At 39.8% G+C, this 21,189-nt stretch carries 22 protein-coding genes; 8 read left to right on the top strand and 14 right to left on the bottom strand.

Annotated elements, in window-relative coordinates:
- Nucleotides 1–53: 53 nt before the first annotated feature.
- Nucleotides 54–1,268 carry an EAL domain-containing protein gene (locus tag NAF01_RS08190; RefSeq protein ID WP_048010655.1) on the bottom strand — a complete coding sequence of 405 codons (1,215 nt, stop codon included), beginning with the start codon at nt 1,266–1,268 and terminating at the stop codon, nt 54–56.
- A gap of 197 nt (nt 1,269–1,465) precedes the next feature.
- Here NAF01_RS08190 and NAF01_RS08185 point away from each other — a divergent pair, with 197 nt between their 5' ends.
- Nucleotides 1,466–2,248, top strand: a complete 783-nt coding sequence (locus NAF01_RS08185; protein WP_250802118.1) for a C39 family peptidase — start codon at nt 1,466–1,468, stop codon at nt 2,246–2,248.
- 44 nt (nt 2,249–2,292) lie between these two features.
- Here the strand turns inward: NAF01_RS08185 and fadH are convergent, their stop codons facing one another.
- The gene (gene fadH, locus NAF01_RS08180; protein WP_163142979.1) at nt 2,293–3,057 is read right to left on the bottom strand and encodes a 2,4-dienoyl-CoA reductase; all 765 of its coding nucleotides are present in this window, start codon (nt 3,055–3,057) and stop codon (nt 2,293–2,295) included.
- A 428-nt stretch (nt 3,058–3,485) separates the two neighbouring features.
- Between fadH and NAF01_RS08175 the strand changes: the two genes are divergently transcribed.
- The gene (locus tag NAF01_RS08175) at nt 3,486–4,361 is read left to right on the top strand and encodes a metallophosphoesterase (RefSeq protein ID WP_250802117.1); all 876 of its coding nucleotides are present in this window, start codon (nt 3,486–3,488) and stop codon (nt 4,359–4,361) included.
- A gap of 278 nt (nt 4,362–4,639) precedes the next feature.
- Nucleotides 4,640–5,137, top strand: coding sequence for a L,D-transpeptidase family protein (locus NAF01_RS08170; RefSeq protein ID WP_226620045.1), 498 nt, complete (start codon nt 4,640–4,642; stop codon nt 5,135–5,137).
- 61 nt (nt 5,138–5,198) lie between these two features.
- On the opposite strand, the gene NAF01_RS08165 is transcribed toward NAF01_RS08170, so the two are convergent.
- Nucleotides 5,199–6,608 carry an RNA-guided endonuclease InsQ/TnpB family protein gene (locus NAF01_RS08165; protein WP_250802436.1) on the bottom strand — a complete coding sequence of 470 codons (1,410 nt, stop codon included), beginning with the start codon at nt 6,606–6,608 and terminating at the stop codon, nt 5,199–5,201.
- Between the two features lie 353 nt (nt 6,609–6,961).
- On the opposite strand from NAF01_RS08165, the gene NAF01_RS08160 reads away from it, so the two are divergent.
- From NAF01_RS08160 to NAF01_RS08150, 3 genes are all read left to right on the top strand, one after another.
- Entirely contained in the window at nt 6,962–7,570 is a 609-nt protein-coding gene (locus NAF01_RS08160; RefSeq protein WP_163142976.1) for a PadR family transcriptional regulator, read from the top strand.
- Nucleotides 7,567–8,847 (top strand): MFS transporter, encoded by a 1,281-nt coding sequence (locus NAF01_RS08155; protein ID WP_250802115.1) that lies wholly within the window; start codon nt 7,567–7,569, stop codon nt 8,845–8,847. Before NAF01_RS08160 ends, NAF01_RS08155 begins: the two co-directional genes overlap by 4 nt.
- A gap of 78 nt (nt 8,848–8,925) precedes the next feature.
- On the top strand, nt 8,926–9,411 hold the full coding sequence (locus tag NAF01_RS08150; protein ID WP_172581916.1) for a YkyB family protein: 486 nt from the start codon (nt 8,926–8,928) through the stop codon (nt 9,409–9,411).
- A gap of 119 nt (nt 9,412–9,530) precedes the next feature.
- Here the strand turns inward: NAF01_RS08150 and NAF01_RS08145 are convergent, their stop codons facing one another.
- From NAF01_RS08145 to NAF01_RS08130, 4 genes are all read right to left on the bottom strand, one after another.
- The gene (locus tag NAF01_RS08145; protein ID WP_284709501.1) at nt 9,531–10,436 is read right to left on the bottom strand and encodes a chemotaxis protein; all 906 of its coding nucleotides are present in this window, start codon (nt 10,434–10,436) and stop codon (nt 9,531–9,533) included.
- A 247-nt stretch (nt 10,437–10,683) separates the two neighbouring features.
- Nucleotides 10,684–12,003, bottom strand: a complete 1,320-nt coding sequence (locus tag NAF01_RS08140; protein WP_250802113.1) for an MFS transporter — start codon at nt 12,001–12,003, stop codon at nt 10,684–10,686.
- Between the two features lie 46 nt (nt 12,004–12,049).
- The gene (locus tag NAF01_RS08135; protein ID WP_250802112.1) at nt 12,050–12,514 is read right to left on the bottom strand and encodes a DinB family protein; all 465 of its coding nucleotides are present in this window, start codon (nt 12,512–12,514) and stop codon (nt 12,050–12,052) included.
- Nucleotides 12,515–12,622: 108 nt separating this feature from the next.
- Nucleotides 12,623–13,153 carry an RDD family protein gene (locus tag NAF01_RS08130; RefSeq protein WP_250802111.1) on the bottom strand — a complete coding sequence of 177 codons (531 nt, stop codon included), beginning with the start codon at nt 13,151–13,153 and terminating at the stop codon, nt 12,623–12,625.
- A 278-nt stretch (nt 13,154–13,431) separates the two neighbouring features.
- Between NAF01_RS08130 and NAF01_RS08125 the strand changes: the two genes are divergently transcribed.
- Nucleotides 13,432–13,635, top strand: a complete 204-nt coding sequence (locus NAF01_RS08125) for a hypothetical protein (protein WP_250802110.1) — start codon at nt 13,432–13,434, stop codon at nt 13,633–13,635.
- A gap of 110 nt (nt 13,636–13,745) precedes the next feature.
- On the top strand, nt 13,746–14,900 hold the full coding sequence (locus NAF01_RS08120) for an aminotransferase A (RefSeq protein ID WP_250802109.1): 1,155 nt from the start codon (nt 13,746–13,748) through the stop codon (nt 14,898–14,900).
- Nucleotides 14,901–14,998: 98 nt separating this feature from the next.
- Here NAF01_RS08120 and NAF01_RS08115 read toward each other — a convergent pair whose 3' ends face one another.
- The 7 genes from NAF01_RS08115 to NAF01_RS08085 all read right to left on the bottom strand — a co-directional run bounded on the left by NAF01_RS08115 (nt 14,999) and on the right by NAF01_RS08085 (nt 20,860).
- A complete protein-coding gene (locus NAF01_RS08115; protein WP_048010668.1) occupies nt 14,999–15,178 on the bottom strand; it encodes a hypothetical protein in 180 nt (59 codons plus the stop codon).
- A gap of 74 nt (nt 15,179–15,252) precedes the next feature.
- Nucleotides 15,253–16,131, bottom strand: a complete 879-nt coding sequence (locus tag NAF01_RS08110) for an NAD(P)-dependent oxidoreductase (protein ID WP_250802108.1) — start codon at nt 16,129–16,131, stop codon at nt 15,253–15,255.
- A 173-nt stretch (nt 16,132–16,304) separates the two neighbouring features.
- The gene (locus NAF01_RS08105) at nt 16,305–16,766 is read right to left on the bottom strand and encodes a hypothetical protein (RefSeq protein ID WP_250802107.1); all 462 of its coding nucleotides are present in this window, start codon (nt 16,764–16,766) and stop codon (nt 16,305–16,307) included.
- 502 nt (nt 16,767–17,268) lie between these two features.
- Complete coding sequence (gene ptsP / locus NAF01_RS08100) at nt 17,269–18,984, bottom strand: phosphoenolpyruvate--protein phosphotransferase (RefSeq protein ID WP_250802106.1); 1,716 nt, start codon at nt 18,982–18,984, stop codon at nt 17,269–17,271.
- Nucleotides 18,984–19,250: a phosphocarrier protein HPr gene (locus tag NAF01_RS08095; RefSeq protein ID WP_048010672.1), complete on the bottom strand. Its 267-nt coding sequence runs from the start codon at nt 19,248–19,250 to the stop codon at nt 18,984–18,986. Before NAF01_RS08095 ends, ptsP begins: the two co-directional genes overlap by 1 nt.
- A 437-nt stretch (nt 19,251–19,687) precedes the next feature.
- Nucleotides 19,688–19,978 (bottom strand): hypothetical protein, encoded by a 291-nt coding sequence (locus tag NAF01_RS08090; RefSeq protein WP_250802105.1) that lies wholly within the window; start codon nt 19,976–19,978, stop codon nt 19,688–19,690.
- An 84-nt stretch (nt 19,979–20,062) separates the two neighbouring features.
- Entirely contained in the window at nt 20,063–20,860 is a 798-nt protein-coding gene (locus tag NAF01_RS08085) for an ABC transporter permease (RefSeq protein ID WP_048010674.1), read from the bottom strand.
- Between the last annotated feature and the right edge of the window lie 329 nt (nt 20,861–21,189).

Raw genomic sequence — 21,189 nt, 5'->3', positions numbered from 1 at the left:
GTTCTACACTTACATTTCCTCAAACCAAGCATGTTTATACTTAATATTTAATCTTATAGTAACCCATCATGCTCATATAAATATTCATATGATAAATCCACAAATAAGTAATCACTGGCATTAAGAGGAAAGGAAAAAGTCCTTATGGTTTCACCTGTCTCAATATCGGTATATAAATCAGAGAGGATGCCCTTTTTATTTATTCGCATTTTCATTATATTTTCAAGGAAATACGGACGCCAGCTCCAATTTTTATGTAGATATTCATTTTGGGTTAACCATCCTCCATCCCTTTTGAAGTAATTCGCAGATTTCTGAAATCCGTCTTCATCGCAGATATACAGGCGAAAAGCTGCCCCGTCCAAAAGAAGGGCAATCTGCTCCAAGGTTTCTTCATAAGCAATAACCTTTTTATTTTTATTTACAAAATCAATCAGCTTGTCATTGAACTCAAGTGTAACCTGATACAGCGATTCCAATTTTTTCTTTTCATGCACAATAAACCGGTGACATTCGTTTCGTAACTTTTCCTTTAAAATATCTCTATCCGGAAAATTTTCTGCAGGTTTTTGCAAATAATATCCCTGATAGTAACGGCCTCCATTTTTCCATGCATATTGAAGCTGGTAAACCATTTCAATATTTTCAAAAAGCAAGCTAGCTCCAATTTTCCTGGCAAGCATGGATAAGGAATAGAGGATATCATTAAAATTATAAGCAGATGCATTGGATTTCATGGACTCCAGATCCACCTTTAAAATGTCAGGAGCCAATTGTCCGATTCGATCGAGATGACTGCTTTCATTTCCAAGTTTATCTATTGCTAACTTGATTCCATATGTCCTGTAGTAATTTAAAAGATGGTCCAGATGGTCAATATCTCCCTTGTAATTCCTTTCGGTAATTTCCAATACAATCCGGTCAAGGCTTATGCCTTTTTTTTCATATTCCTGGAGGGTATTTAAAAATTGTTCCCCATCATTATACATGAGCAAGTCAGCATCTCTATTTATAAAAATCAGAACATCTTTATCAAGATGCTGCGCCTTGCCTAGAGCCTTTTTTAATATTTCATAATCTACCTCAATCCGGAATTCTTCGGGAATATTCTCATCCTGAAAGAATGGCCCCAGACTGATAACCCCATTAGAACCTTTATATCGGCCTAATACCTCATAACCAATGACACGATGCTCATCTGCACTGAATATTGGCTGGAAATAGGGAAATACATTATCCAAATCTGTAAGGATATCCAATGCATCCATGTCCTAGCCTCCCTATGTAAATAAAGTGAAACTGCGATTAATGAGTTATTATACCATATTCGCTTAAAACTTTTACTATTCAAAATATAACTTCCACTTCTTGATGAAACATGTTTGTTTGGCAAAAGCTTTGCATCATATTGCCGTGTTATACTCCACAAGCTAATATCAGGACATCAAAAGAAAGAGGGTATTTCATGAGGAACTTCCTATTTATATCCCTTCTTATTCCTTTGCTTGGCTGCGGACATTCAGAACCGGCCAGTCCTGTACAAGAGACTGGCATGGATTCAAGAGAGCTGACTGCTAAAATACCTGTCAACGCAGAAAAGGACCAGCAGAAAGTAACAGCCCAAAATATGGACACCACTACGGCTGTTAAAAAACGATCTGTCATTATTGATGTTCCACTAATCAGACAAAATCCCGAATTGAAGTATGGATGTGAAGTAACCAGCTTGACAATGCTTCTGCAGCATGCAGGTGTCAAAGTCGGGAAAATGGATTTGTATGATGCAGTAAAAAAAGATAATGATCCGCTGATTCGCTCAAAAGGTGATATTTTAAAATGGGGTAATCCTGAAGAAGGATTTGTGGGTGATATGACAGGGAGAACTGCCGGATACGCAGTTTTCGATAAACCAATTGAAGAATTGGTGAATAAATACCTGCCAGGAAGAGCCGTTAATTTAACCGGCAGGGATTTTGATGCAGTTCTTATGCATGTTTCCATAGGATATCCTGCTGTCGTCTGGACGACAGGAGATTATAGGCTTCCTGACCGCTGGGAATCCTGGACTCACTCCGGCAAAACCATTAAAACTCCATTAGATCTTCATGCAGTCGTATTGGTCGGGTATGATGATCAGTTTGTTTTCCTAAACGACCCCCTTTCAGGAAAAAAACAGGTGAAGGTTTCAAAAGAACGATTTATTTCATCATGGAAGGCTTTGCAGTCGAGAGCTGTAAGCTATCAATAGATATGCCAGCCGGCTGAAAACAATTCAGCCGGCTTTTATATACATTAAAACGGAAACTGGTTTAGCCACTGGCCGCCATCCATTGTGATGCACTCCCCATTAATATAACCTGCATGTTCTGAGAAAAGGAAGAAGGCCAATTCTGCAATTTCCTCCGGCTTCCCAAGCCTGCCAAGCGGTACACTTTGAAGTGTCCTTCTTGCAGCTTCCTCCGACTCCCACAGCCTGTCAGCCCCCCCTGTCCTTTCAATTGGACCTGGAGCTATGGCATTTACCCTGATACCATATTTTCTTCCCCATTCGACAGCCAATGTTCTTGTCATGGATAATACTCCTGCTTTTGCGGCAGCCGAGTGTATGACTCCCGCACCGGCGTCCCATGCATATGTAGCCACCATATTGATTATGCTTCCCTTAATCCCCTTTTCAATCCAGTATTTACCGACTTCGCTTGAACAATAAAAGGTTCCATTCAGGACAATATTAATAACAGAATTCCATCCATTTGCACTCAGCTGCTCTGCAGGGCAAATAAAATTTCCTGCAGCATTATTAACGAGAAAATCAACTTGCCCAAATGTACTCAGCGTTTCATTAAGCATATGTTTAACATGTTCAATCTCACGGACATCCATTTGAATGGTTAAAACTTGTCCATTGGCTGTCTCAATTTCAGCTTTTGCTGCCTCCAGGCGTTCCGGGTTTCTTCCTGTTATCACCACATTGGCTCCGGCTTCAGCAAACCTCTTTGCCATATACTTCCCCATGCCGCTGGAACCGCCGGTAACAATGACTGTTTTATTCTTCATCCTAATTCCCCTCTCAAAAAATGAATGATCATTCATTTATATTTTACCATTAAATAGAGAATTTTCGAACTATTATTTATAAAAAAATTAATTTGGCTCTTTTCGTATATATTGTTGGTTTTCATCTTTCAATGTTGTCCGTTGATTTCCGCTCCAGCCTGCCAGCTACTCCCGCTGGACGTTGAATAAGCTCCTCGAGGATCTTGCACCTTCCTCTCCAATCAACTCAGTAAATAAGATACAGAAAAGCAGCAAACCTTGCGAAAACAGCCATTTATTTAAAGGAAAATGAAGGATAAAAACAAGCATAGTTAATTCTTCTTTTTAATAGGATAGTTTGATAGTATTAAAGATACTGTATGAAAAGGTTATAACTCTCTTCTCATGCAGACTCCAGAAAAATTTATATAGATAGGTTGGTATGCCCAATGGCGAAAAAAGTGTCCAGAAGATCTTTTTTAAAAAGAGCTCTCGGCTTTTTTGCTGCTATGTTTGGTATTAGTGCAGGCGGCTATTATTATGCACGGGATATTGAGCCCCGGCTCCTGGAAATCACAAACTACAAAATCTCTGACAGCGCAATTCCTCAAGCGTTCGATAATAAAAAAATCATCCAATTCAGCGACACCCATCTAGGCTTTCATTATGACCTGAAACAGCTGGAAGAATTGATTGAAAAGATAAACAGTCTGAAGCCAGATATTGTTTTCTTTACAGGTGACCTGATGGATGAACCCAATAAATATCAAAAAGCAGACCAAATAGCACCGCTCCTGAAAAAAATTCAAGCACCTCTCGGCAGGTTTGCTATTTATGGGAATCATGACCACGGGGGCTATGGTTCAGATATCTATAAGACCATTATGGAAGAATCCGGCTTTATTCTTTTACTGAATGAAAATCGCAAACTCGAGTTTTCCGGAAGCAGCATCGGGATTATAGGCATTGACGATGCCATGCTCGGAAGGCCGGACATAAAGCTTGCCAGCGAAAATATGGACGGTGGATCATATAACATTTTATTGTCCCATGCACCGGATTTAGCAGATGCAGCCTCAGCCTTCAGCATAAATCTGCAGTTGAGCGGTCATAGTCATGGCGGCCAAATAAAACTGCCGTTCTTTGGAGCCTTAGTTAAACCTCCACATGCTGAAAGATACTATGAAGGTTTCTATGAAATTGGCAGTCAAAATCCATTAACTCTTTATGTAAACAGAGGGCTTGGGACAACCCGTCTGCCCTTCCGCTTTTTATCCAGACCGGAACTGACGGTGTTTACCCTTCAATCCGACAGCGGCAAGTAAGGGAAAGCAAATCATTGCAGCTTTCCCTTTTTTGCTGCATTCAGAACATTATTTAAGCAATAAGTTACAAGATCATTTTCTCAGGCATATATTTAAATAAAGTGAAACTTCAATCAGTGGGGGTTTTCCTTATCCCCCACTGATTGTTAGTTGAACCAATCGGGCCTTTACGGGCAGTTTGACCCCCACTTATCCTCCTTTGATTCCTCTGAGTCTTGAAGTGGGAGTCTTACTGCCCGTTAGACTGCGATAACCCTTTTCAGAAAGAGGTGGCTGCTATTTACCATATAGTAAAGCCCGGTGAGACAATGTCAGTCATTGCTCAAAATTACCGCCGCCCTTTAAGCGAGCTTTTGGCGGCAAATCCTGCCATTGTAAATCCAGGACTGATTTATCCCGGCCAGCGAATAATAATACCGGGACTGCCTGAACCAGATTCAATACCATATACAATCATAGTTTCAAGAGGCAAAAAAAGCTTAACACTTTTATCTAACGGTGCCGTACAAAAAGTCTATCCCATTGCGGTGGGAAAAATGCTGACGCAGACCCCAATTGGAGAGTTTGTAATAGTGAACAGAGAACCAGACCCCGGCGGTCCATATGGGGTCATGTGGCTTTCCCTGTCAAAGTACGGCTACGGAATCCACGGAACCAATAACCCTTCCTCAATTGGCCAATCTGTTTCCAAAGGCTGTATAAGAATGTATAACCAGGATGTCCTCCAATTGTCACGCATAGTACCAAATGGCACAAAGGTAATAATACAACCATGAATACTCCCGCCACTTAATTTACTAATGTAAATTTGAAGTGGGGGTTTCTTTCGTGTCGAACTTAACGAACGATTAACGAAAGTGGAGTTGACACGTTGATGGACTGGTTACCATCCAACCCCTCTATCCCATTTGCGAAAACATTTGGGAATGCTTTTCTTAAAATATTGCAAGCGCCGTTCACATCTGCATTGAGTAGCGTTCCGTTCGAAGAACGGTACAGTCCTCGCTTGATGCGTTTGCCGGAGAATACCTGTTTTTCCTTGGTTTTTACCCCGTATGCAGGGAAAACGTCGTTATCCAAAAAGCTCGCCTTTGAGGTGTACCACTCTTCGCAGATTTCAACAGTAATACCGTATTCCGCAGCCTTATATTCAACCATATTTAATAACATTCCGTGCGGAATGCTGGTGAACGATTGGTTGTTCTTTTTGGACATACTCGTTTCCTGTTTCCATTGTTTGTTGAGTCCAATTACAATGGTTGAAACGTCTTCTTGAACAGCCAGGTTAACGATATTACGGCTCGCTTTGTGGAATAAATCTTTTACTTTTCGTTGGCGTTTTTGGTACAGATGTGTGAGGGCATTTGATGAAAATGACCCTTCTTTTGGACCTTTGCCTTTACGCAGAATTCCATACAAATGAGCTCGTTTCTTATTGTAATATTGATTGATGGATTTGATATTTCTGCCCTTTAACAGAACAGGTCGATGACCTGTGTTTGTTATAATGGTTGCTAAATTATCAATTCCCAAATCGATGGACATGTACTTATTGTTGTCCGCTTTAAGTTCACTCTTGCGTTGTGTCTCCATAATCACTTCCACAACGTACTGGCCGTGGCGAGGGATAACTCTGACTTGTTTCAGCTTACCTTCGGTAAGCCCTAACTTGCCAATGTTTAATCGTTGCTTAGTTTTAGGAAACTTTAAGAAGCGTTGCTCCTTAACAACGCAATCTTGATTACTAAAGACAACTTCTTTTTGGTTGGCCCGAGAGTAATTTGGAATTCTAGGCCTTCCTTTATATTTCTTAGGATTCTTTTTGTAGTCTTTCAGACTACTAAAAAACGACTTCCAGTTTTGAAAAACGTTCTTCATTACTGCCTGAGCTGATTGTGTAGGCAACGAACGATAATCATTCTGAACCATGGATTTGAACAATGCATCAAAAAAATTGTAATCAACAAAAGGCTTCTCTTTTGTTGGTCCTTCGAAAAGATTGCACTTCAACTCTTTGCGTTTCTCTTTCGGTTTTGATTTTTCTTTTTCTGCTTTTCGAAGATAAGCAGCTAGTTGTACATCGTTCATTTTAGGTAAGTGTTTTTGGATATTCTCCAACACTTCGCGTTGTAGAGGTTGTAACTCTTTATCACTTTTCAACGCTGTATAAACCTGACGAATATAAAAGTTTGTTGTATTAAACAAGTTCTTCGCGTTGGAGCTGGATTGTTCAAAATAATTGAACATACGATGACCTTTTTTAATCAAAATTTGATTTGTTTTGTATTGTTTTTCTGTTGCGGCCAAAGTGTCCACCTCCAAATGCGAATGTATGTTTGTAAGTCTATATTACCAAAAATGAATTAAAAAGTCTTTGCTTTTGGAAAGAAAATAAAAATTGTCATTCACCCCGCCACTTAGCAAGCTTGAAATGGGGGTACTCTGGACGGTGTTGATAGAGACGATCATCCCTTTAGAAAACTTTCGCTGAAAAATTGCGAAAGTTTTTTATTTTTTGTTGATTCTTTTATTAACATAACATATCATAGTGATATATCAAAGTGATATATCGTGTTGATACATTGAAAGGAGTTGCAATCTTGTCTATAGAACATACCATCCTTGCTGTATTAAGCTTTTGGCCCAGCACAGGGTATACAATTAAATCAGAATTTGAACACAAAGCTGCTGGTCTTTACTGGGGAATGAGCTATGGGAGCATATACCCAAAATTAAAAAAGCTTGAGGCAGAAGGATTTATCTATGCAATCGAACAAGAAGATGAAGGAAGAAAGAAAAAAATGTATGAGCTTACTGCTAAAGGCTGGAAGGAGTTTGAAAATTGGCTGAAGACACCTCCTTCTTTCCCTGTGATTAAAGATGAACTGCTAATGAAAATGTCAACCTGGCATGAAGATATGGATAATGAAGTGTTAATCAGCCATTTATTAAAAAGAAAAGAAGAAGCTTCTGATATTCTTAAATTCGTAAAGGAGTGGCCGAGAAATGGTTATTCCTATGTCAGCAAGCTTGGCACCCTCTCGATCCGATATGCAGAAATGAAGCTGGAAACAGAAATAAAATGGATCGATGAATCAATCGAAGCGCTGCAAAAAGATAATTTACCAGATGGCCAGGATCCTCATGGCAATACTGAAAAGCTTCTGAACAGGAGAAGGATGGCCATCGGAAGGGATGAAGGGAATTGACAGCGAAACCAGGTATTTTTAAACCGCTCAAGCTAAAATCCTTTCGCGCACTTTTTGGCGCCCAGTTATTTTCAGACTTGGGTAACTGGCTGGATTTAATTGCTTTGCAGGTTATTGTCGCTTATCACTGGGGTCTGGATGAAACGGCAATTGCCTCTGTCATTATAGTTCTCGGTCTTCCCTGGGTCATCATTGGCCCATTTGCAAGTGTGTTTGTGGACAGAATGCCCAAGAAAGCAGTTATGATTGTTTGCCTCCTTTTAAGAATAGTCTTTGTAGCAGGTTTATTTTACTCTCCTAACCTATACCTTCTGCTATTATTTGTGTTTTTAAAAGGAACCGTATCAGCACTTTATGATCCTGCAAGGCAGAGTGCAATCCGTATGATTGTACCTGAAATCATGCTGCCTGAAGCAGTAACTCTAAGCCAGCTTTCAGTCAACACAATGAAAATTGCGGGGCCCGCATTAGGAGGAGGGATTATAGCTGTTTTTGGACCAAAAAGTCCATTTCTGTTCGAAGCAGCAGGGTTCTTTATAGCTGTAATTTTTCTGCTGTTTCTTCCCAGCTTAAAGTCCTTTGAGGAGTCAGATAAAAAAATGGCTGGCGACCAAACAGGCAAAGGTGAATTTTGGAAAGATTTCTCCGAAGGCATCAAACATATTTTTCATACTCCCCTTTTAAAGATCTCGATTATTCTTTCTTCTGCAGCGTTTTTCATTATTTTCCTTTATGATGGGTTATTTGTTTTTATTGCAAAGCAGATAGGATTCAATGAGGGGAATTTTGGATTGCTGATAAGTGCAGTGGGAGCAGGAAGTGTTGCGGGTTCACTATTGCTGGGCCAATGGACAGGGTGGAACCGGAAACCCATTCATTTAATGAGTTCTTCAGCCATATTGAGCGGCATTTTTATAGCAGCTGTTGGGCTTGGAGGCTTAGGTTTTCTTAATTTACCACAATTGGCCTGGATAATCGGTGCATGTTTTTTAGGCCTTTTAGGGGCGGGAGAATCTGTCCCCTACGGCTATGTTCTTCAATCTGAAACACCGAAGCAAATGATGGGCAGAGTTTCTGCTGCCGCCATGTCCCTGCAGACTTTTTCCATGCTTATAGCACCTGCAGCCGGAGCTCTTCTTGCCAAACAGCTGGGTGTCTCTTTTGTTATGATTGGCGCTGGTATGGCAACGACATTATTAGGCTTCACCATGCTCATAGTTATATGGAAAAAATCAGGATTCTTACAGTCCATAGGCGGAAAGCAGCTGGATGGATAAGCTTTTCTAATATAAGCCCTATCCTAAGTTGGTTTTATTGACTAATAGGGGTATAATATGTTTATACCCCTTTAAAATATGAAAGGAGATTGGAAATTGAATTCTGATAAGAAACAATATCCCCATCTGCAGCCAACGGTTGAAAACCTCTCTCAAGCCATCTTCACCGTTAACCGCCATGCAAAGACAGCACCAAGTCCTAAATTTTTGTATAAATTAAAGCACGATGCACTGCACAAGCTGATCAAAGAAGGTAAAGCCCAAAAAGCAGGCCTGCACTATTCCGGCAATCCCAAAAATAGCCAGCAGCAATCAGATGTACTTGTAAAGTGCGGGAACTATTCTTTCCATCTCCCGCCCTCTAAAGAGGATTTTTCTGAGCTTCCCCATTTGGGCAAGCTGGATTCCTTCGTCCGAAATCCTAAGTCCTCCTTATCACTTAACGCAGCGAAAAAATTGCTAATGTCATATACTGGACTAAAAGAGCTTAATAGCCCGCCGAATGAAAAAAAACAGCGCTATCAAAAGCCTGTATTTAAGAAATTAGGAGAAAGTTACTTTTAATCAAGAGAAGCGGAAGCGCTTGTTCACCCCCGACGACCTCGAGGGGGTAGGCGCTGGAGCTAGACTGTTATCAAAGTACAAAAAGCTGGAAGGTAGACTCCAGCTTTTTTTGTTATGCCTTATAACGCATGCTGATCAATTAATAGCACTAATTCTGCAATTTCAGGCTTGCTCACCTGTGCATCTGCCCCAACCATTTGTCCTTTATGGCGAAGATCTTCGGTAATCAATGAAGAAAAAATAATTACCGGGATTTCTGCAAGCATCGGGTGATCTTTCACCTTCTTTGTGAGGTGATGCCCGTCCATTTGCGGCATTTCGATATCAGTGATTATGACCTGTACTTCATCAGTGACATTCCGTCCGGATTCTGCTAAAGAATGCAGATATTCATAAGCCTCATAACCGTTCTCAAAAAATTCAATCCGGGAAAAGCCCGCTTCATTTAATGTATCGTTCAAAAGCTTTCTTAATAATGGAGAATCCTCTGCAATAATCAGCTTCTTATCAGATCTTTCACGCTTTCCAAGTTTTTGCACTTTCTGGATGCTGATCCCTGAATCAGGATTAATTTCAGTGACCATTTTTTCAAAATCAAGCAGCAGGACCATTTCTTCACCAAGCTTAATGATTCCAATAATCTGGCTTTCCTGTCCCTGGTACATTTCAGATGGTTTTTCAATTTGGTTCCAGGAAATACGGTGAATTTTCGAAACATTATGAACATGAAAAACAATTTTCTGCTGATTAAACTCTGTAACAATAAACTTATCCTGCTGGGGTGTTTCCGATGGAGCCATTTTTAATGAAGAAGCTACATCAACTACAGGAAGCACCTCACCCCTCAGTTCAATGATTCCTTCAATATTTCTATGAGAATGAGGGACAGGAGTGACCGGTACAGGGTTTATAATTTCCTTTACTTTAATCACATTAATGCCGAATTTATTCCTGCCTATTGAAAATTCAACAATTTCAAGTTCATTCGTTCCGCTTTCAAGTAAGATGCCTTTTTTCTGATCCACTTTTTTTCGCCCTTCCTTTTTCATCTGCCTATATCTAAATCAGTGCTTCAAATTATGTCTCCTATAGCAGAGCGCATGCCATTTGATTCTTTTTCTCTATTAATATACCATGAATGGGTAAAATTTCTTATTAAAATTTGATATTTTTTGTCATAAGCCCCCATTCTGAAGCAGAAGTCTGGAATGCTAAAACAAAAAAAGCAAGCCTGGAGCGGCCTGCTTCTAAAATGCTATACAAGATATACGGTTAATCAGGAATGCTGTCGTCTTTAATTTTTGAATGAACGAACAGTCCGATTATAGTCAAAATCATTAATGAGCCTAAAGCCATTCTGCTCGCCATGTTTCCGTAGCTTGCGAAGATCAGTGTAATGCTTCCGTAAATGAGCGGACCAATAATGGATGATACTTTTCCTGAAAATGCAAACAAACCAAAAAACTGTCCTCTTTTATTCTCAGGAGTTAATTCCACAATATACGTCCTTGTGGTTACCCACATGGAACCGAGGGCAACCCCAAACATGCTGCCTGCAATCCAGAACATTGCTTCATTGACAGCGCCAACCGCAATTGCCAATGCAACAAGAAGAAGGATTCCAACATACTTAACCGCTTTATTTGCCCCTTTCGCCTTGGTTATATAGCCAAATACAAAAGAACCAATTATACTGGACACCGTGGAAACCAGATATAACAAAATGAATTTGCCAGTGGTAAAGCCGACAATTGTTTTTGCATAAACGGCCATCATCGCAATCGTGGTGGCAATTGCATCATTTAAGAAAAAATAAGCAATCATGAAAGTGAAAATTGATTTATAATGTTTCATTTCTTTAAAAGTCTGCCAAACTTCCTTATAGCCTGATAAAAATGTTTGTTTTTCTTTTGCCTGTTGGGGCTTATCTTTTACAAAGAAAAACAGCGGCAGTGAAAACACCAGAAATAAAATAGCAGTTGGTATGAACGATTCGTGAAAACCGTCATCACCTACAAATAAATAGACAGTCAGCCCTACAAGGGTTCCAATATAGCCGACAGCTACTCCAAAACCTGATATCAGCGGAATATCCTGCTTTGTTCCCAAGTCTGAAATCATTGCATCGTAAAACACCAGACTGGAATGGAAAAAAAACTTTGCAATTATAAAACAAATAATAACAAGTGCAAGGTAAACAGGCAGTCCAAATATTTTCCCGCTAATCTGGCTGGATGCAAAAACACCCATCAATATCGTTGCCATGACAGTAATAAGCGTAAAGATCACTATATATTTCTTTTTTCTTCCTGTCCTGTCTATCATAACTCCGAACAAGGGTGAAAACAGGACAAGAAAAAAGCTTGCCAATGCATTAGAATAAGATATAAAAGTACTTGCAATCTGATTTAAAACTTCATTCTCCCCTATTACTTCCTGCAGGTAAAAAGGAAAAAATATCGTATTAATATTGGATGAAAAAATGGTATTCGCAAAATCATATAGTGCCCATGATACAATCGGCAGGGTCATATACAGGCGCAGGGAATTAAATTTCCCCGGCTTCTTGAGCTCCGTTTTCTCTATTTCCATGCCATCAGCTCCTTCATGTAAAAAACAGTGAGACTGTCACCGCAAATTAAACCCTGATGCCGGCAGCCTGGATAATTTGCTTTTTATGGTGAATGTCATGTTCTATAAAATCAGCAAAATAATCACGCACAGTTAAGGCAGTGCTGCCTATTGTAAATGCTGTATCCAGTTTTTCTTCAGTCATTCCTTCAAGTATATGAAGGAATTTTTCTCTGACTGATAATAGTTCTTCAATAATTTCCAGTTGTGCATGCTTTTGAGCATATTCTGCGGCAGCATCATTCACATACTGAAAGTCAGGATAGCTCTCAAGCTCCGCACCCTCTTTAAAAAAAGGGAAACGCTTCTCAAGGGAATATCTATCCCAAAATAACAGGTGGGCAACTACTGCGGCAACCGCCCATTTTCCTTCTTTAACAGACTTTAGCCAGGTTTTCTGGTCAAGCTCTTTTAAAGACTCAAGCCACACTGAAAAAGATTCATAGTGAGTAATAATGTCCTTCTTTTGCATTTTCATCCTCCCTTTCTAAAAATATATTCTGCATGCAATCAATAAATCCTTTTTAGTCCTGATCCTCAAAAAGCTGTATAGCAGCTAGGCCATACAGCTCTTTTTGAGTTATTTTTTTACTACAACTGTGCCTGCGATTAAATCGTGCAGTGCCTGTTTTTTCTCTGTAAAGGCAGCAATGATGTATCCGATAAGGAAAATTCCAGACAAGATGGCCATGGTCAAATATCTCCCAAGCGCTCTCCAGAAGGAAATGCGGTTACCGTTTAAGTCAGTCACTTTTAATCCCAGCAGCTTTTTCCCCACAGTACCCTGCCATGCGGATGCATGCAGGCCTGCAAAATAGGCAACAGCGATGACAAGATTGACAATAAAAGTTACTCCAAGTGCACCAAAATATGACCCCATGAATGCAAGAGCTTCTGCATCGGTCATTTCTGCTTCCATATAAGATGGGTCACTTATCATCGTGTTAAAAGCGTCAGAAGTGCCAAAGAAGATCATAAAAATAACGATGCTTAGAATGGCAAGCGGGATTCCAACAATAATAGAATCAATTAAATAGGCCGCAAATCTGAGCCAGAATCCGCCATATTCCTTTGTGCTTTCATAAGGCTGCTTCTCTAAAGATGTCTCCACTTAAAAACCTCCTTAAATTAATTAAGCAGGAAACTTATAAACTAAAAATATAGTTTCCACTATCTACTAATGTTAATCTCTAAATGAATTATATTCAACTATTTGTAAAATCTTACACAGATTTATTTTCATCAAATATTTTTTTAAAACGTTTTCATCTTGACTATTCTGTGAACACTCTTCTAACACTGTAGACACCCTTTTACTCAAGGCATAAAATAAGTCTGTAAAGCAGAAAGCAAGGTTTTACATAAATAAAAAAAGAGGTGCAATCAGGCATGAAAGGTACAGTAATCCTTTACCATGATGAAAATAAAGTTACGATTCTTGAAAATGTGGAACATTCAGTGTTTGAGGAAATGAAAGATCAATGCGGCGATAAACATTGTCATTGTCATATAGAAAGTAAAATAATCGACTTTGGTGCAGTATACCCGGTTTTATGGCATGAAGATGAAGTTGATTGGGATTACGGATACTAATTATTTTTTTTGCAGGCTCTGAATAGAACTCAGGGCCTGTTTTATTTTTTACTGTTTACTGCTGTACCAAAGTGTTAGAATAAACAGTATGATGATGCGAGGTGAATACATTGGAACATTTAATCAACCAAAGAGTGAAGGACATAGAAATTTCCGGAATCAGAAGGTTTTTCAATATGGTTGCCGGCACCAAAGATATGATTTCTCTTACAATTGGACAGCCTGACTTCCCTACGCCGCTGCATGTTAAAGAAGCAGCAAAACAGGCAATCGATGAAAATTTTACCTCCTACACACACAATGCGGGCGATATTCGATTGCGGGAAGCTGCCGCTTCTTTTGTAAAAACAAAATATAACCTTACATATAACCCTGAATCTGAAGTCATTGTGACATCGGGAGCGAGTGAAGCAATTGATATTGCCTTCCGGACACTTTTGGACGAAGGATCGGAAGTAATCCTGCCTGGTCCTGTTTATCCCGGATATGAGCCAATCATAAAACTTTGCGGTGCAGTTCCGGTACATACTGATATTTCGAAAAACAAATTCAGATTTACTGCTGATATAATCTCGAAACAAATGAGTGAAAAAACAAGGTGCATTGTTCTTCCATACCCATCGAATCCGACAGGTGTCAGCCTGACACTGGAAGAACTTGATCAAATTGCAGCTCTTGTGAAGGGCAAAGATATCTTTATCCTTGCTGATGAAATTTACAGCGAACTGATCTATGATCACACCCACCACTCAATCGCTTCCCTTTTAAAGGAGCAAACAGTGGTCATTAATGGTTTATCCAAATCCCATTCAATGACAGGCTGGCGCATTGGGCTGTTATTCGCTCCGGAAAATCTGGCAAAGCATATCTTGAAGGTTCATCAGTATAATGTGACTTGTGCAGCATCTGTCTCCCAAATGGCGGCTCTTGAAGCACTGACAGCAGGGATCGACGACGCCCTGCCAATGAGACGGGAATATGCCAAGCGCCGTGACTATGTTTATGAGCGATTAGTACAAATGAATCTGGATGTAGTCAAACCTGATGGCGCCTTTTACTTTTTTATAAAAATACCGGATGGTTCCATCACCTCCTTTGAATTTGCCCTTTCGCTTGTTGAAGAGGCAGGAGTTGCAGTAGTTCCGGGCAGTGCATTTTCCTCATATGGAGAAGGCTATTTCCGAATATCTTTTGCCTATTCCATGGACACATTAAAGGAAGGGCTTAACCGGATCGAAAAGTATCTGGAAGGCATAAAAATGTAAATATCTAAGCGCCAAATCCCTGTTTAAAGAGATGGCGCTTTTTTTAGCATATTCCATTAAAAAAGCAAAAAGGCAAGCTCCAGCCTGCCTTTTTGCTACTATTGCCCCTGATATTCCCCGTTGTTTTTTGACGCTTTTTCTTTTTTAGCTTTATCCTTCTGAATTTTATTTGTATCAGCACTTCCAAATTCGTGAGAGAATTCAGAATCAATGGCAGCAGAATCGAAACCTTTTTTGTTCTTCTGCTGAGGATCATTTTTCTTGTTTCTTTTAGCCAACTGTCTAACCCCCTTTTCACTTTCTTTATTAGTTTGAAGTGAAAAAAGAGGGTTTATTCATAAAATGGGGCTTATTACTTTTCCCAATATTTATATAATGCCTGTGTACCGCTGTTTTCTTCTCCGTTTTCAGCAAGCTCAGCATACATTTTCTTTGCGAGCGAGAGTCCCGGAGTCATCATCCCCATTGCTTCTGCTTCATTTAAGGCTATATTCATGTCTTTTATGAAATGTTTAATATAAAAGCCCGGTTCAAAGTTTCCTTCAATCATTCTAGGTGCCAGATTGGATAAGGACCAGCTGCCTGCTGCTCCAGATGTTATGCTTTGAAGCACTGTTTTCGGGTCCAAACCTGCTTTTTCAGCATAAACAACCGCTTCACACACCCCGATCATATTGGATGCTATCGCAATTTGATTGCACATTTTCGTATGCTGTCCGGCTCCCGCATTTCCTTGATAAACGATATTCGTTCCGAGGAGATTGAAAATCGGTTCTACAGCCAGAAATGCGTCCCTGTCTCCTCCTGCCATTATTGAAAGCTTTGCATCCCTTGCGCCGATATCTCCGCCTGAAACAGGGGCATCTATTGCATATATGCCGATTTTGCGTGCTTCTTCATATATCCTTTTGGCTAATGTAGGTGTAGAAGTGGTCATGTCAATTACATATGTATTTTCTCTGCCATTTGTGATAATGCCATTTTCCCCGAGATACACTTCCTCTACATCTGCGGGATAACCAACAATGGTAATAATAACATTTGCTTTCTTTGCAACTGCTGCAGGAGTCTCTGCCCAATCTGCCCCCTTCTCTATCAGTTCAGAGGCTTTTTCTTTGGTTCTTGTATACACGACTAACGGATAGCCGGCTTTCAACAGATGTCCCGCCATGCTCTTGCCCATAACCCCTGTTCCTACAAACCCGATAACTGTATTTTCAGATGAAACCATGGTACCCTCTCCCTTGAAATATCTGAATTTTTATTTTAATTCTACCATTCCTTTTGTTTGAATAAAAATATTAGGATTTACAAAACGACAAAAGACCAGGCCAATACCTGGTCCATCCCCAATTTTATGCGCGTAATTTATAATACCCAACTCAGGTTAAAATAAAACACCCTTTAAAGCTGAGATGAAAAATTGTTTAAGAATGCTCTCGCTACCACTTCATCCTCATTTATAATTTCTACGGAAACTGCATCTTCATTCACAATCATTTTTTCTATTTCGAACACATGCAAGTCCTGAGTAAGAGGAATGGGATTCATAAAAATATAGTTCCCCTTTTCATTATTTACTTCTATATATTCCCCATTAATAATAGTGTCCTCCCCGTAAACAAACTCATCCGTTCCCAGGGCAGCAGCCAGTTTTTCATTATGTATGGTCACTTTTACCTTGTATAATTCTTCTTCCGAAAGAATTTTATCATTAATTTTAAACCGGAACTGCAGCTCATTGTTTTTAGTCAGCAGGGCTTCAGCATGACTATTGACGATTGAATTCTGTGTACCCTGCATGCAGCCTGTCAGAAGCAATGCCAATAGGGCGGTGAGCATTAGGCTAATGATTTTTTTATTCATGAAAAATTCCTCCTTTTTCATTACCTTTTCCTTTACCGCCTGACAATAAACCCCAATCTGTAAAACTTAATTCTAATCTTTTGAAATAACAGAAATTAACATGAAATAAAAGAAGCCCTTTCTCAGGCTTCTTTAGTGCAGAACGCGGCTTAAAAATGCGCTTTGTTTCTCATATAAGTCGTTCTGCTGTTTTTCTTTAATGCATCTATATCGATCTTGAAAGAGAAAGCTGATTATTATGGTAACCATTTTCCATCTCTCCTTTTTGTTGTTGTAGCTTTATTATAGGAGAGTTTCTTATTTCGGATAACAACCATAAGATGTGATTTAAGTCATCCTTAGGACTGAGAACCGGTAAAAGCAAAAAATAAACCGGCCTTAACAGGCCGGTTTAAAAAGGGGGGAAAATGAGAATGATCAGCTTAGATAAGTCTGACCTAAGTGCTTACTTCTAATTTACCCGCGAGATTATATTTAAAACTCACAAAATATTACAGTTTGATTACAGGTTAGCTGTTTCTTTTACCGCTTGGACTACTTCTTCAGCTGTATTCATATGAAGCGCTTTTTCAGCCAGGGCTTCCATGTCCTTTTTGTTCAGACGGCTGATTTGAGAACGGGCTTTAAGAATTGATGTAGCGCTCATGGAGAACTCGTCAAGACCTAATCCCAGCAGCAATGGAATTGCCGTTTCGTCTCCAGCCATTTCACCGCACATGCCAGCCCATTTTCCTTCTTTGTGCGCTGCGTCAATTACCATTTTAACTAAACGCAGAATCGCAGGATTATACGGCTGGTAAAGGTAAGAAACACGCTCATTCATGCGGTCTGCAGCCATAGTGTACTGAATTAGATCATTTGTGCCCACACTGAAGAAATCTACTTCTTTAGCGAATTGCTCAGCCATAACAGCAGTTGAAGGAATTTCAACCATAATGCCAATTTCAATGTTATCGGCAACTTGTGTGCCTTCGCTGACAAGCTTCTGTTTTTCTTCTTCAAGGATTGCTTTACCCTGACGGAATTCATCAAGAGTGGCAATCATAGGGAACATGATTTTCAGGTTTCCATAAGTACTTGCTCTTAATAAAGCCCTTAATTGCGTCCTGAACATATCCTGTTCTTCCAGACATAGGCGAATCGCACGGAAGCCTAGGAATGGGTTCATTTCCTTTGGAAGATTAAGATAAGGAAGCTCCTTATCCCCGCCGATATCCAGTGTGCGGACTACAACCGGCTTTCCGCTCATTCCTTCGAGTACAGCTTTGTAGGATTCAAACTGCTCCTCTTCTGTTGGAAGCTGATCTCTTCCCATATATAAAAATTCCGTACGGTAAAGACCAACGCCTTCTCCGCCATTTCCAACTACACCCTTCAAGTCTTTAGGAGTACCAATATTGGCAGCCAATTCAACATGATGTCCATCAGCTGTCACTGATTTCTCATTGACAAGCTTGGCCCACTCAGCTTTTTGCTCCTCGAATTTTCGGTGCTCTTCTTTGTATTCAGCGATAGCCTCCGGGGTCGGATTAATATGTACCAAACCTTTTAATCCATCCACGATAACCATATCGCCATTATTAATTTGCTTCGTAGAATCCTTTGTTCCAACTACTGCTGGAATTTCCATGGAACGGGCCATAATGGCTGAGTGAGATGTTCTTCCGCCAATGTCAGTTGTAAATCCTTTAACGAACTGGCGATTTAACTGAGCAGTATCGGATGGTGTCAAGTCTTCAGCGATGATGATAACTTCTTCTGCAATCGTGCTGGGATTCACTACTTGTACTCCGAGCAAATGTGAAAGTACACGTTTCGTTACGTCACGGATATCCGCTGCACGCTCTTTCATGTATTCATTGTCCATTTGTTCAAACATAGCAATGAACATATCCGCAGTCTCTTTTAAAGCAGATTCAGCGTTTACATTTTCTGTTTTGATTTTATCTTCAATTGGCGAAATTAATTCCGGATCACTCAATACCAGGAGATGAGCATCAAAAATAGCTGCTTTATCTGCACCCAGCTCTTTATGGGCATTATCGCGAATAACTTCCAATTCACCTTTAGATTCAGCTAAGGCTGATTGAAAGCGTTTCACTTCCTGTTCAGCATTTTCGACTGTCACTTTATCAAAAGAGAGATCTGGCTCAACCAAACGGTAAGCCTTGGCAATAGCAATACCGCTTGACGCCGCAATACCATTTAAAAAGCTCATTATTCAGCCAATCCTTCTTTTTTCAATGTTTCTTCAAGGCTGTTAAGAGCATCCTGTTCATCGCTGCCTTCAGCAATAATTGTAATATCGGCACCTTGTCCAACACCTAAAGACATAACGCCCATGATTGATTTTAGGTTTACTTTCTTTTCTTTATATTCAAGGTGAATTTCTGAGTCGAATTTGCTTGCAGCCTGTACAAGCATTGTTGCTGGACGAGCGTGAATTCCTGTTTCTGCAGTTACATTAAATTGTTTTTGTACCATATGAGATCAATCTCCTTCGTATTATTGAATATGAATTAAGATGTGCAAGGCGTTGCCTCACGAACTTAATGACGGGAACTGGAATTTTTTCAGCAAAACCAGCAGCAGGATGAAACCTTTATATTCCGTCCTATATGCTGTTTTATTTTTTCCAATGCCCTATTATTCATGTATATAGTTGTTCAAAAAGGCTGAGAAAATTAGTTCAATCATTTCCTCTCGAAGCTGCTCTGCTTTTCGAACACTTCCATAGAATCAGGTAAGATTACCGGGCTGTAATTAAGTCATCGGACAACTTACATCTCAGACAAAAGAATAGCATTTCACATTCATTTAGACAATGAAAAACCCTTAATTTTTAACGTTTGTTCACATTTTTTTGAGTAAAACGCTTTCATTTGCTAAGGATTTCTACTCAGTTATATTTTTCTTTAAATCTATGGCATTTGATGGTACTTATCTTGTTTTCTAACCATCTTTGATGTTTCTTTGTATTGAAGTACATTATAGCCTATTCTCATTTTTGAAATAGTCCCTTTTAGAGCCGTTTCATGATCGGCTTCCCGTTCCGTATAGAGTGTAACAAGATCTGAGACGGATCGGGCCAGCATTTCTATTACATGTTTTAAGTCTTCATGACGATAAATTGTGTTGTCTTCCATTAGGTGCTCGAGGATATCCTGAGATAAGCTTTTCACTCTGTATGCTTTTTCTTTTTCATTTTTCATCTCTTAATCCCGCCTTTTTGATTAATTTCTCAATTATATGCGGGCAAGAAGGGTGAAATGCTGTGAGCAAGGCTAATAAAAACACTAGCTTTTTCCTTCAGGGAAAAATTGGGCATCCTGATTGAAAAAGTTCTTATAAGATAGAAGGATAAATAAAATTACAGATAAACCTACACTGCCCAAAATCCCCAGCAGAATAACAATCTGATATTCAATCGCAAGCAATGGACTTACTCCCGATAATATCTGCCCGGTCATCATACCAGGCAAAAAAATAATGCCCATTCCAAGCATATTGTTTATAGTCGGCAGAACAGCGGAATCAAAAGAATGATTAACATATGGCTTAACTGCAATTTTGGGTTCAGCACCAAGCATCAGGGCACCCTCGATCATATCTCTTTGGGTGGTAAAGGAATTTAGAAGCTCCTTTACACTCAGCGTGATGCCTGTCATGGAGTTGCCTATTATCATGCCTGCAATTGGAATGAAGTAGCGGGGATCATACCAGGGCTCAAAGTGAATAACAACAAAATTAAAAAATATTAAACAAAATGCTGTACCTGTTATCATGGAAATCGCAATGGTTTTTTTGAGGCTTACTGACAGTCTGATTCCAGCCTGTTTATAGATTGTGTAAATTGCAAAACCTTCCATAATACAAATCACACCTAACGTTAAGAACGGATCGGAAAGTTCAAATAGATAGGTTAATACATAGCCTGCAATCACAAGCTGAAGTGTCATTCTGAAAGCAGCCATTGCCAGCATTTTTTGACGTGCGATGCCTCTCACCTTGAAGATTAAGATTAGAAGCAGCACAAATAGGTAAGCTGATATTAGTCTCCAAAGTTCAATATCAATAATTGAGCTATTTTCCATCAGACTCCTCCATAGGTGTTTTCTCCACCTCTTCCGCAGACCGGGATAAAGTGAAACTTCAGTCAGTGGGGGCTTTCCTTATCCCCCACTGATTGTTAGTCGCGTTCTAGTGTGGCTAAGATCTCCGCTAGCGCTTCGATCAATCGACACTACGAACCCGATTGGTTCAACTAAGCCTCTGCCTGCGCGTCGGCAAGTTTCACTGTATCTCACCAATCGGGCCTTTACATTATAAAGCGAGGCGACTTGCCTTGGGGTGACAAGCATAAGACGAGCAGATGGTGGGAAGTGCTTTTCTTCCCATCAGCTGATTGGCTTATGACCTCGAG

This window comes from Cytobacillus firmus (assembly GCF_023657595.1).
Lineage (GTDB): Bacteria > Bacillota > Bacilli > Bacillales > Cytobacillaceae > Cytobacillus > Cytobacillus firmus_B.
This window is presented reverse-complemented; position numbering and strand designations above follow the sequence as displayed.